Source organism: Bartonella sp. CL71SXKL, assembly GCF_042194935.1.
GTDB lineage: Bacteria > Pseudomonadota > Alphaproteobacteria > Rhizobiales > Rhizobiaceae > Bartonella.
In genome coordinates this window covers 1-10573 of record NZ_JBHINI010000008.1, presented here as the reverse complement: position 1 = coordinate 10573, position 10573 = coordinate 1, and the positions used below count along the sequence as shown (strand labels likewise).

Genomic DNA, 10573 nt, shown 5'->3' with positions numbered 1-10573 from the left:
GGGCAGTATTGAGACTTAACAAAGGGTGTTGACAGAAAAGATTGCCTCTTTGCTGGGATTTAAGTAAGGGAATACAGAGAAAACCGCATCCGTGTATTTTAAGAGGCAGTTCTTTTATGAAGAACGCAATGTCGTTGTTTTATTTAATTCACACTTATATTTAATATTGTTCAATGTATTTATGCCCATTTCGCGTTGGTGTTCATGAATTCTATTATGTGAAATTCATCGGCTATCTTTGCTTAATAAAAGATGTAAGCTGGGCGTTATTGCTTTAATTTTCAATGTTGCAACAGTTCTTCTTTTGATACCGGATCATTCATAAGAGGTATTTTTATTCATCCATTTCCTTGCTGGGATATGTAAAGAAATGATTTTGATTCAGTTTCTTACGAACAGATTTGAAAGGGAGAATCATACAGTATTTGAGATTCTCGTTTGACATGCAAAATAAATCATCACTATAAATTAATATGTTGAATTTTTGCACTCAAGAAGAGGTATTTCTTGCACGTTTATTAGCTTTTCCCAAGTGATGTCAGTTTTCTTAAAAATGGAATGCGTTGACAGAAAGGTTTCTTCTTTTCCAAGATTTAAGTGAGGGGATACAGTAAAAAAACGCGCCGTCGCCCGTGTGGTGTATATTTAATGCTTATCACATTGATTTATAATAATAATTCATTGTTTTGAATGTTAGGTTGGAGCCCCTAAGCCCCTAGAATTCTCTCATGTCCAAATTTGTTCCATGTTGAATCAACAAAAAACATTCGCTTGCACGTTGCAAACGGGGAGAGCCCGTGTGGATAAATTTGTATAAGAAAGGAATAAAAATGGCTCTTATGAACTCTCTCTAGCGCCAAGGGCTGTTGGCAACACCCACGAGTTGGCAAAGCGTGTGATAGTGTCGGCTTGCAGAAAATGTTAAATCTTCAAGGATGCTATGTTAAGCGCTTATTGATGTTAGTTTTCTTAATGAGGCATTATCTTCGAACTCTCTTTTGTTGTTTCAACAGAAAGAACGGCGATTAGAGCACCGGTATGATAATTGTAAATCATAAATTTTGTTTGTCCATCAGGGGTTAAAACTTTCAGTACAATATTGTGTTCTGAGAGGCTTTGCGACAAAATCTGTGTTTTTTCCGGTAGAGAGAGCGTATGATGGATAACGTGTGGGTTTTTGCTGGGAGAGGAAGATAACTCGGTTTGTTTTGGCGCTGATCCGGTTGTTATCACTTTATAAACAATTAAAAACAGTACGGTTAGAATAAGGAAAAGCGTTATTAAAACGGAAATAATCATTAAACCCATAAGTTTTTTTCTCACTCGTTCTACGGCAGGGTCTAAAGGGAGATCTTGAGGCAGAGAATTTTGCTCTGTGTGATGGTCTTTTGAAGGTTGCATTCGCTTATTATCCATCATGTCTTTCATTGATTATTTTTTTGAGATCTGATGGGTTTATGCTTTTAAAGTTTTTTGTGCAAGAGGTTTGTGGAAGAAGAATGCAAAAGAGGAAGCGATGTTGGTAAAATATCTTCTTTGTGGACTGTAGACACCTTGTCCTTTACGTTTTGGCTTTTAAGAAGAAAATTTCCATGGTTTGTTACAGACCAGATCAAGTTTACTTCTTGTTGATGCAAATTTGCATGTACGTTTATACATTGGGCAAAAATTTGTTGTCCATAAAGTGCAAACTTTTTTGTGGACGGTACCATGGCTTGTTCACAAGCTTGAGCCGTTGGATAGATTTTAACCATTGTATTGTTCGAATAGCAACTATTAAAATCATCTGTACATGAAACTAATAAGAGGATAAAAACAAGGGGATTCATCAATTATTTTCCAAATGAGAGGTTGACAGAGCGGACTGCAATTTGTCAGCCTAAGGGCTTCTTCACTGTTAAACGCTTTCAAAGTTTTTTAGTTCCCCTTTGAGATGCTATTCTATAGTGAATTAATCAAAGTCATTGGTTTGCACGTCATAAAAGGGTGTGTAGGGGCTTTGTATCAATGAGAAATATTTGAAAAAAAGCCTAAAATGCCTCTTATGGACGCTCTCAAAGGTCAATGGCTGTTGTAACATGAAAGACAAATGGTATGATGATGCTCAGCTACTACTTTTATGAAGTGAAAAGGGGCATGAAGGTAAAGAAGGATATGGCGTAACAAGGGGCGGGTTTGATGGTTCACTTTACGGGGGCTGGGGGCTATTATATCTTATTTACAGATACTGTTTTGAAATGAGCGTGGATGCGCTGGGAAATATTAAAAAAGTGCGTGAATGAAAGACATAAGTGTATTCTGTTTTAGAATGTCCTATTGTACCTGAAGAGAATATCTCCATTATAGAATGCTATATATAAAAGCGTAAAATATGTAATTTTCATCAATTAATTGTCGTTTTCGTGGAGGCTTTAAGCCCGTAAAGCTGAAGAATGATGATGGATGTTAGCTTTACTCCTTGAAATTGCATATTATGCCAAAATAAAATTGTATGCGCATTGCGAAAATTATACAAAAAGAGATGGGTAATAGGCTCGCTTTTATTTGGCATAGTAAAAGTTGAAACGGTTTGCTCTTTATCGTTTTGGTTTCTGTTTTAAAATATGCCGGTTATATGAGGGATGGAAGTTGATTAACAGCGGGAATAGATTTTATGTAGCTTTCAGTTCTCATCGTTAAGGTTTTTCGTTAAGGTTTTTCGTTAAGGTTTTGGGGAACTATTGGGGGACTATAGAGGTTGGTTTAAAGAGGTTGGAAAATGTCTTTGTGCTTAATAAACAGATGAGATATTTTACTAAAAAAGGGGAAACTTCTCTTGTTCATTGTTTAAAATGCTCTTTTAAGAAAAAATATCAAAATAAGTATCAGGAACAGAGAGGCAATAGACAATTCCTTCTTGTGTCAATTTGAGGGAAGCTGAACCATTCACGGAAATGGGAACGATTTTTTCGAGAACGGCACTACCAAAACAGGCTTTTTTATTGTTTGTGGGAGGGATGCCGGATTCAAAATTTTCATGCCACGTGATGATAAGTTGCGTTTTGCCATTCAGTTTTGTTTCGATTTCACAGCGTACACAGATGCTCCCCTTTTCTTGGGAAAGGGCTCCAAAAGAAAGAGAATTGACAATCAGTTCATGAAAAGCCAAACCAATATGCAAAGCGGCATTGGGAAAAAGATAAGGATCGACGCCTTCAAGTGAAAAACGTTCTGTTTCTTTCATTAAATAGCCTAAAGCCTGCGTTTGGACCAATTCGCGAAATTGAGCACCACGCCAATCGGAATCCGTGATCAGATCTTGAGAATGAGAAAGAGAATGAAGACGACCTTGAAATTTTCGTAAAAAAACTTGAAGAGATTCAGTATAGCGGGCGGTTTGACTGGCAATACTTTGAATGATCGCTAGAAGATTTTTAGAACGGTGACTGACTTCGCGAAGAAGGATTTTAAGCACTTGTTCACGGCGGCGTAAGCCGGAAATATTGACACCGGTGGTGATAATACCAATAATGTCTTCGTTATCATTGCGGTGGCAATCAATAGAAAATTTGTACCAAATCTCTTGTTTGTTTGTATCTTCAAAACGTGCTTCAACAGTTTGCATTTTGCCACTGGCTAAAACTTGCAGTTTGATGGTTTCCATATTGTCTGCAAGGTCAAGCGAAAAAAAGTCGCTGTCACGACACCCAACCCGCCATTTATTGTGCAAATGGTGGGGCAAGTTTTCAGCCCATAAATAAACCAGATTTGTTGCCTGATAGAGAACGCAAATATCCGCACCACGAATCGCTTGCATGAGCGCACTCATATGAGATTTATCCATGGGAGGCTTTGAAAGAGGCGTAACAATCATAATTTTAAGATGTTACCCTGTTCTAAGCCGCTTTAGAAGCATTCTCTTGAAAAAATAAAGCTTGGGAAATAAGCGCTTTCACCATATCTGGGTTAAAAGGTTTGGTCACTAAAAAAGTTGGTTCTGGACGCTCGCCAGTGAGAAGCCTTTCGGGAAAAGCCGTGATGAAAATCACTGGTATACGGTCATTTTTCAAAATCTCGTTGACCGCATCAATACCTGAACTGTTATCGGCTAATTGAATATCAGCCAAAATCAACCGTGGTTTTTTCTTATGATACATAATGACAGCTTCATCACGCGTGCGCGCTATTCCTACAACATGATGACCTAGGCTTTCTACCATTTGCTCAATATCAAGTGCAATAAGAGGTTCATCTTCAATAATCATTACTTCAGTGGCAATTTGTTGAGAAATATCAATAGATGCTTGGTTGAGAAGCTTGCGGAATTCTTTCGTATCCAGATTCATGATTTCGCTGGCTTCTTGTTCATGAAATCCTTCAACGGCAATGAGCAAAAATGCTTGGCGTGCACGGGGCGTGAGATAGGATAATTTGGCACTGGTTTTTTGTTCAAGACCAAATTGAGGCAGGGGTTCTGGGATGTTCGGTGTGGTTTGGTCAAAAAGATGGCAAAAAAGCCAATAGGTACCAATTCGGTCAGTGGAGGCTTTGGGAAAAATGGAGATGTCGGCAATGAGTGCTTCCAACATCGCTGACACATAAGCATCGCCAGAGGATTGGCTACCGGTGACAGAGCGGGCAAAACGCCGAAGATAGGGAAGATGCGGGGCAATGCGCGTTGATAATGACATAATTTATAACTCCTTTGACCTTTCAAGCACTTTGTTGGTTGAAATTCTCAACCGATAAAAAAGTTCCTTGATTTGTATGGAACTTTTTACCGACAGCTATATTTACAACTATAAGGCGAAAAAATTCTTCGCGGTGCTACCAATATTATATGGATTAGGGGGATGAAAAATGAACGACCGTGATGAAAAAAATCTCACCACACAATTTACAGTTGGAGATGATCTTCTCGGGGTCAATAGCGAAATAGCACGGAAGTTACGTCAATTTTACATGGAAATTCAAGAAGAGGCACTGCCACGGTGTTTGCTTGAGCTTTTAGAGAAGTTGGAGCGCGCAGAGCAATTTGGCTTAAACAATGTGGAAAAGGTTTGAATCCTTTATGTCAAAGCGCGCGAAAAACTTTAAACAAGAACTCCTTTCTGTGTTGCCGGCTTTACGAGCTTTTGCTGTTTCTTTAAGTGGCAAGCACGATAAAGCTGAAGATTTGGTTCAAGATACTGTTATGAAGGCATGGGCTAAGCAAGATAGTTTTGAGATGGGGACTAATCTTAAAGCTTGGCTTTTTACCATTTTGCGCAATGAATTTTATAGTCAAATGCGTAAAAAGGGAAGAGAAGTTCAAGATACCGATGGCGTGTTTACTCAAAATGTCGCTGTTCATCCTGCTCAATATGGATCGCTTGATTTGCAAGATTTCAAAAAAGCCTTAAATTTGCTTTCTGCCGATCAAAGAGAAGCCATTATTCTCATTGGCGCATCGGGGTTTTCTTATGAAGATGCTGCGACTATTTGTGGTTGTGCTGTTGGAACCATTAAAAGCCGTGTGAGCAGGGCGCGTAATCGATTACAAGAACTTCTTAAGGTGGATGGTGAGTCTGATTATGGTCCTGATTCTTACTCAGCTGGAAGTACATTGTGTTCATTTAACGGCTAAAAAAGCATAATAATTATGATCGATAGCCTTGTTTTTTTTATTCCCGTTATAGCTATTACAGTAAAGTCAGTATCTGAGGAAATTCAGAAGTTTGGCGTGTATCCTTAGGAACACAAGAAAAGCCTGTATAAAACTTTCTCACGGGCTTTAGGTTTTATGTTCCATAAGGTTGCCTTCCTTTGTGCTGAAAAATGACGACTTTCAAGTTCGCCAATGGACATTCTATGACAACAAAAACAAATTTGATGCCTCAAATGCCTTCTTCTGATGCAACGATATCACGCTGGCGGTGGGGTGCGATTGTTGTTTCTCTTGTTATGGCTCTTTTGGCATCGGTTTTTATTATGTTGCTTTCAAATGCCGTTGATCGAGAAATCGCACAGTTGAATACAAGTTCAGAATTGCGCGAACAGGCTGATTTGGTCCTTATTAGCTTGATTGATATGGCTGTTGCTGATCGCAGCTATGCAAAAACGCGCAAGGCGGAAGATAAAATACGTTTTGAAAATTCAGAGCGGGAGTTGGGGAATATTCTCGACTATATCGCACTTATTGTTTATGCGCATCCGCAGTGGTATAAATGGTTTACGGCTTTTAAAGAAGAGGTTGAAGCACGAAAAGCCTTTATGAATGCCCATATGCATGCTCTTGATGCGATTCCTGAACAACCTTCTCAACCTTCTCATGCGGACTCTTTGGAAGTATCAAAGATTCCTGTGGCACGTTTAGCTCAATTGATGACAAGCTTTATTAATGGGGATGATGTAGTGCGACAAAAACAGCGTGAGGGTATCGCATTGATGCGGGCTGCTTTGACTTTGGCGGCTATTGTTTCCGTTGTAAGTACCTTTATTTCTGCCTATTTTGTTATTAATCGTTTTCATCGTGATATGCGCTCTTTAAAATTGTATCAATTGCTGCTTCATAGCGAAAATATCGCTCTGGAAGCCCGCGTGAAAGAACGAACACAAGAATTAGAAAGAGCACGTAATCACGCTGAAAAAGAACGCCAACGGGTTGAAATATTGTTGCAGGATGCAAGCCATCGCATTGGCAATTCTCTTGGAACGGTGTCTTCTTTGCTGGGGCTCCAGTTAAACCGGAGCAAAAATGAAGAGGTACGTTCTGTTCTAGGTGCTGCACGTGATCGTATTCAGACAATTTCTACAGCACATCGTCGTTTGCGCTTAAGTGATGATATGGAAACGACTTTATTGGCAGAGTTTCTTAGTTCTGTTGTGCATGATGTCGAATTGGCAGTTCCTTTTGAATTGCGTGAAAACATCACCATTCACACCAACTTTAAAGATTGTCGCCTGTCTTCAAGAGATGCGACAACACTTGGAATTATCCTTGGTGAACTGCTGACAAATTCCTTAAAACATGCCTTTCCTGATCAACGGTCGGGTCATATTTATATCTCCTTTGGTCCCCAGAAAGATGGACAATTGATGCTCATTGTAGAAGATGATGGCGTGGGAATGAAAAGCCAAACTTTAAAACAAAAAACAGGACTTGGTCGTGTGGTTGTGGAACAGCTCTGTATGCAATTTGGTGAAAAACCTCTGTTTGAAACTTCTGCTTTAGGAGGCACAAAGATTGTTATTCCTTTGCCAAAACTTAGCATGAATAGTTCAAAAAAAAGCTCTGACTGATTTTTTTAAAGGGTTAAACTCTTTGCTCGTGGTAAGCTGCCTTTCATTCATCGTGAATGTATGGGGAGGGCATCTTTTCACAAGAAGAAGGAAAAATACGGCTTCAGTAGCGCGAACACAGCACTCTTTAATATTAAATTATCGATTGTCTTCAAGAAAGGCAACTTTGCTTCTTTATCTTTTGGTGTAATGTTTGATTTTCTCTCTCGTTGTTTTTTTGCTTTATTGACTCCGATGATCGGCTTTCAAAGTTCTCCTTGTCTTAGAGCTTTGAAGTGCTTAAGTGAGCCTTTAAATTTATTTTGAATAAGTGCTCCTTTAAGCCAATAATAATACTTATATTCGTAAGCTCTATTTCTTTGCGAAGAGATTGTTTTTTTAAGTTTTGTTATTTTTTGTAAGGGCTGTTAAAACTTTAAATATGGGGTGTTTTTGTAAAAGTGTGTAAGGAATATTCTCTTAGGTAAAACTTGCTCATAAAGTTCATGAAACACCGTCCTTTAGGGCTATGAACAGCATACATTCAACAAGTGAAATCTATTCAACAAGAAGTCGGGTTGTTTATAGAATGATATGGATTTTAGAATCTTCATTCTTTAGAAAAACTCACCTTTGATTTAAAACTTTATTGCATGGAAAACAAAGGGATTTTTATCGTTTTGATAAAATAAACAAGAAGAGTTAGCCTTTTGGGGGTTCATATTTTTCACTTTTCTATTGTGCGTAAATCTGCAAACCTATTGTGCGTAAACCTGAAAAGGGGAGGGCGTTTTATTTTTAATCATTGTGATGCGACCTTGGGTGGTGGCATCTTTCGACGTATCCTTTAATAGATATTTAAAGTGCGGAAATCTCTTTGAGAAAAGTAAGCGCTAAAGCATATTTTTAGATGTTTTGAGTCGTGAAAATGCCGATGCTTTCATGCTTTAAGTCTCTTCGGAGGGTGCTATCGGGCTGTTGATCAAAGAATCAATATTGTTTTTTTCTTGTAGGAATGTTTGTAGGTCTTGATTGGTTAAGGCTTTGCTATCCGGTATACGAATGCGCATGGGATCAACTTTGACGCCATTGACAATGATTTCAAAATGACAATGGGGACCGGTTGCCATTCCTGTTGATCCAACATACCCAATAATTTGTCCTTGTCGTACTTTCACGCCTGGTTTGATGTCTGGTGCATAACGACTTTGGTGTGAATAACTGCTGACATATCCATTGGCATGTTGAATTTCCGTGTGATTTCCATAGCCGCCTGTTACGCCTACTTTTGTGACAATACCATCTCCTACAGCAATAATGGGCGATCCTTTAGGAGCAACCCAGTCAACACCCGTATGCATGCGAATATAGCCTAAAATAGGATGTTTGCGTGGACCAAAGGGGGAGCCAAAAATCCCATTTGGTGTGGGTTTGCGCAGCAAGAAAGGCTTTGAACTCTTCCCTTCAGAATCATAATAATCAACGCTTCCATCTTTTAATTGATAACGGTAATATTTATAAGTTGTATTTCCAAAAGTTGCGCTAATATAACGAATTTCTGGATCAGCGTTTTTGGATGCTTCCTTTGCTTTCAAGTTCTTTTTGCCGTTTTTGTTTTCTTTATCGCTTTGTGGTACGGCATAAAATATTTCGATCTGATCATTGGGTGTTATCGGACTTTTCATGTCAATATTGGTGGCCAGCAGACGAATAAGACGATGAGAGAGAGATTGTGATATATTATGACTGAGCAAAGCACTATAGAGTGCATCATAAGCCGTTGGTAATTGCGCGCTATTGATGTAAGAATGCGGAATACCATTTTGAAAAGCCGTTTTAAGCGCTTTAGACATTTTAGGCTCTGTGCTTTCAATGAATTGGCCTTTATCATTCAGGGCAATGGTGAGAACATGATGCATCCCTTGATAGATACTTGCGCGTACGAGATGGTCTTTTTCACCAGCTTGTGTCACGATACCAATGCGTAAAAGGCTTCCCTCTTTAAGAGTATCGGAAAGGCTTATTTTTTCTAGCGTTTTTACAACCTGTTCAATTTGCTTTTTTGTATAACTGGTTTTTTTGAAAGCATCGGCTATCGTTTGTTTTTTACGAATAGGAATAATATCTTCAACATAGTTTTTCGTCAGATCGATACGGTGACTTTGAGGAGAAACGGTTACATTTTCTTGAACGATTCGAACTTCAGGGGATTCTGTGCCTTGGGAAGGGGAGGATGCATCTTCTAACTTTAAAGGATCAATCAATGTGAGAACTGAAAGAAGTTCGGTGCTCTTTTCTAAAGTAAATCCAGCTTTTTGCACTTCTTGTTGTGCCTCTTCATCTGTCAATGTGTCGCTGTCATCAAAATCGAATTGATTTACCTTAAAATCATAGCTGCGTAAGGTGAGTTTTGTTTCGATTTTTGCACCGTAAATCTGCCCAGAATCTTCTTGTGGTGCAATATTTTGACTTTGCGAATCACTGGCAAGAATGCTTAAAGAATCAAATTTTGGATAGCTATATTTCTGGGGGCGATTTTCGGCTAAAGCCATACGAATCCATTCAAAATGTTGTGTTTGAATGACTTTTTCATCGCCTTTTTTTTGTAGAATCGATAGTTCAAATTGACGTTTTCTGTCAAAGCTTTGCCGTGCATGGGTGGGAGAAATACGATCACCTTTATACCCATTGGCCTCAGGGTCTTGTGATTCTGATAGGTTTTCCTGTGTAAACCATTGTGGTGGTGTTACCAATCGCTGTTGTTCATCAAGAGCCGTAAAAAGTGCAATACCCATAAGAATGCAGGAAGTGATTCCTGTCAGAACGGTTCCCGTAAGCCAACGAGCCGAGACCTGTCGGCGCGCAGGCCGCAAGCGTTTGACGACAAGAGCAGGGTCCTGTCCAGGATCGTTTTTTTGTTGTTCGTTATCCCACATAGATTTATAAGAGTACTTTTCAATATTAAATAAAGAAAGCTAGATAGATAGCTTAGCATGCTTCTACAGGAATTTGATTCTTTTTACAAATTACAGATCATGCGATTCTCTTTATACAGCAATGTCTTTATAAATCGTACCTGTGCAGAAAAATTTCCTTATTAAAGTAGCATAAAACAAGCGTTATTGAGATTAACTCATTCTTAGGCAACTTCCTATTTTCATGCATTGCAATGGGGTGCTATATTTTACTTTAAAGGCGCCATGCTCTCTTTGAACTCCTTTTGTTTTCATGTTTTATTTTTATGAAGGCAGATTTTACCAATAATGTCTTGAAATAGGATTTTTTGTTACAATATTTTATTGGAAATGTTTGGGTTATTTTATTTAAAAAAAAA

At 38.6% G+C, this 10573-nt stretch carries 8 protein-coding genes; 3 read left to right on the top strand and 5 right to left on the bottom strand.

All coding sequences use genetic code 11. The annotated features are described in order from the left end of the window. Window positions 1–969: 969 nt before the first annotated feature. From ACFILA_RS05560 to ACFILA_RS05545, 4 genes are all read right to left on the bottom strand, one after another. Window positions 970–1419 carry a hypothetical protein gene (locus ACFILA_RS05560; protein WP_273791317.1) on the bottom strand — a complete coding sequence of 150 codons (450 nt, stop codon included), beginning with the start codon at window positions 1417–1419 and terminating at the stop codon, window positions 970–972. Between the two features lie 44 nt (window positions 1420–1463). Then, complete coding sequence (locus ACFILA_RS05555; protein WP_273791326.1) at window positions 1464–1829, bottom strand: hypothetical protein; 366 nt, start codon at window positions 1827–1829, stop codon at window positions 1464–1466. 1010 nt (window positions 1830–2839) lie between these two features. Next, window positions 2840–3853, bottom strand: a complete 1014-nt coding sequence (locus ACFILA_RS05550; protein WP_375631405.1) for a sensor histidine kinase — start codon at window positions 3851–3853, stop codon at window positions 2840–2842. Between the two features lie 22 nt (window positions 3854–3875). Continuing rightward, the gene (locus ACFILA_RS05545; RefSeq protein ID WP_273791319.1) at window positions 3876–4670 is read right to left on the bottom strand and encodes a response regulator; all 795 of its coding nucleotides are present in this window, start codon (window positions 4668–4670) and stop codon (window positions 3876–3878) included. A gap of 169 nt (window positions 4671–4839) precedes the next feature. Here ACFILA_RS05545 and ACFILA_RS05540 point away from each other — a divergent pair, with 169 nt between their 5' ends. The 3 genes from ACFILA_RS05540 (at window position 4840) to ACFILA_RS05530 (ending at window position 7260) form a co-directional block, all read left to right on the top strand. Then, on the top strand, window positions 4840–5043 hold the full coding sequence (locus ACFILA_RS05540) for a NepR family anti-sigma factor (RefSeq protein ID WP_015856821.1): 204 nt from the start codon (window positions 4840–4842) through the stop codon (window positions 5041–5043). 7 nt (window positions 5044–5050) lie between these two features. Next, window positions 5051–5605, top strand: a complete 555-nt coding sequence (locus ACFILA_RS05535) for an RNA polymerase sigma factor (RefSeq protein WP_375631404.1) — start codon at window positions 5051–5053, stop codon at window positions 5603–5605. A 224-nt stretch (window positions 5606–5829) separates the two neighbouring features. After that, a complete protein-coding gene (locus ACFILA_RS05530; RefSeq protein ID WP_375631403.1) occupies window positions 5830–7260 on the top strand; it encodes a sensor histidine kinase in 1431 nt (476 codons plus the stop codon). Between the two features lie 926 nt (window positions 7261–8186). On the opposite strand, the gene ACFILA_RS05525 is transcribed toward ACFILA_RS05530, so the two are convergent. Continuing rightward, window positions 8187–10175, bottom strand: coding sequence for a M23 family metallopeptidase (locus ACFILA_RS05525; protein WP_375660788.1), 1989 nt, complete (start codon window positions 10173–10175; stop codon window positions 8187–8189). Between the last annotated feature and the right edge of the window lie 398 nt (window positions 10176–10573).

Bases quoted from the DNA above. Each gene is read 5' to 3' on its own strand.
- ACFILA_RS05560 (WP_273791317.1), bottom strand. From the start codon at position 1,419: ATGATGGATAATAAGCGAATGCAACCTTCAAAAGACCATCACACAGAG.
- ACFILA_RS05555 (WP_273791326.1), bottom strand. From the start codon at position 1,829: ATGAATCCCCTTGTTTTTATCCTCTTATTAGTTTCATGTACAGATGAT.
- ACFILA_RS05550 (WP_375631405.1), bottom strand. From the start codon at position 3,853: ATGATTGTTACGCCTCTTTCAAAGCCTCCCATGGATAAATCTCATATG.
- ACFILA_RS05545 (WP_273791319.1), bottom strand. From the start codon at position 4,670: ATGTCATTATCAACGCGCATTGCCCCGCATCTTCCCTATCTTCGGCGT.
- ACFILA_RS05540 (WP_015856821.1), top strand. From the start codon at position 4,840: ATGAACGACCGTGATGAAAAAAATCTCACCACACAATTTACAGTTGGA.
- ACFILA_RS05535 (WP_375631404.1), top strand. From the start codon at position 5,051: ATGTCAAAGCGCGCGAAAAACTTTAAACAAGAACTCCTTTCTGTGTTG.
- ACFILA_RS05530 (WP_375631403.1), top strand. From the start codon at position 5,830: ATGACAACAAAAACAAATTTGATGCCTCAAATGCCTTCTTCTGATGCA.
- ACFILA_RS05525 (WP_375660788.1), bottom strand. From the start codon at position 10,175: ATGTGGGATAACGAACAACAAAAAAACGATCCTGGACAGGACCCTGCT.